The sequence below is a fragment of the Facklamia sp. P13064 genome (assembly GCF_050409425.1).
GTDB lineage: Bacteria > Bacillota > Bacilli > Lactobacillales > Aerococcaceae > Facklamia.
Genome location: NZ_JBNUPM010000046.1, coordinates 1 through 852 on the forward strand (window position 1 = coordinate 1; position 852 = coordinate 852).

Here is an 852-nt window from a genome sequence, read left to right on the forward strand (position 1 = left end):
TGATGTGAACCTCAAAAGTTGGAGTTTGTATTTAAACGGTTAATTGAATGGTATAGATTCGGTATTCAAACAAAGACATACCGCTCAATTTTTGTTTTATTCTTCTATGATTATAGTGGTGAATATATTGATTAATCTTATTCATCAGTTTCTTATAACTTGTCAGTGGTTCTCCATAATAGGCCTTAAATACAGTTTCTGCCCATCAGCTGTCTTGAACAGCTGTCACATCAGCGATTAATTTTTGAAGAGGATATTTTGCACTAAAGCGACGATTGAGGGGGTTGGGAGCAATTGTTCCTTTGTAAGAGCTATAGCGACGTGACTTTCGCCAGAATTTTGTAAGTTTTAAGCCGAGCTTATTCATGATTCGTAAAGCTTTTTTAGGGTTAATTTTTTGATGGTGTGTTTTGTATAATTCAGCCGTAATTCGTCGATAACTATAGGTTTCATAGAGTTCGTGAAATATTTGTTGAGTCTTTTCTTCTAATTCAGAATCATCAGTAACTTTATTCTTTTGACGAAGTCCGTTTTTATTAAGTTTCTTTACCACTTTGGGCGGCCTTTCTATCGGTCTATTCAGAGCTTTAGAATCCCCTTCAAGATAAACGCCTTTGCAATTAGCTAGCATTGATGGATTCGTAAGGTTAAAGGCGATTGCCGTTTCTTTATAGGAAGCAGCTATTCTTTGCTTAAAGTGTAAAACATTCAGCTTAAAAATCTAAAGAATAATCTGCTTTTCCTTGAATTGCTTTTAACCCATTTGCCCCCTATCTTTTATAAGTGTAAACCCGATTCTTGACTAAAGAAGGTGAAGGAATCCCCTATTTTTTGTTAAAGCCTAGTAACCTA

The 852-nt window shown here is 35.1% G+C and carries 1 protein-coding gene and 1 pseudogene; both read right to left on the bottom strand.

What is annotated here, in order from left to right; all coding sequences use genetic code 11:
- Positions 1–31: 31 nt before the first annotated feature.
- Positions 32–169 (bottom strand): annotated as a pseudogene (locus ACQV2S_RS08780) (IS3 family transposase); the annotation flags it as partial.
- 36 nt (positions 170–205) lie between these two features.
- Positions 206–553: an IS3 family transposase gene (locus tag ACQV2S_RS08785; protein ID WP_428885410.1), complete on the bottom strand. Its 348-nt coding sequence runs from the start codon at positions 551–553 to the stop codon at positions 206–208.
- Between the last annotated feature and the right edge of the window lie 299 nt (positions 554–852).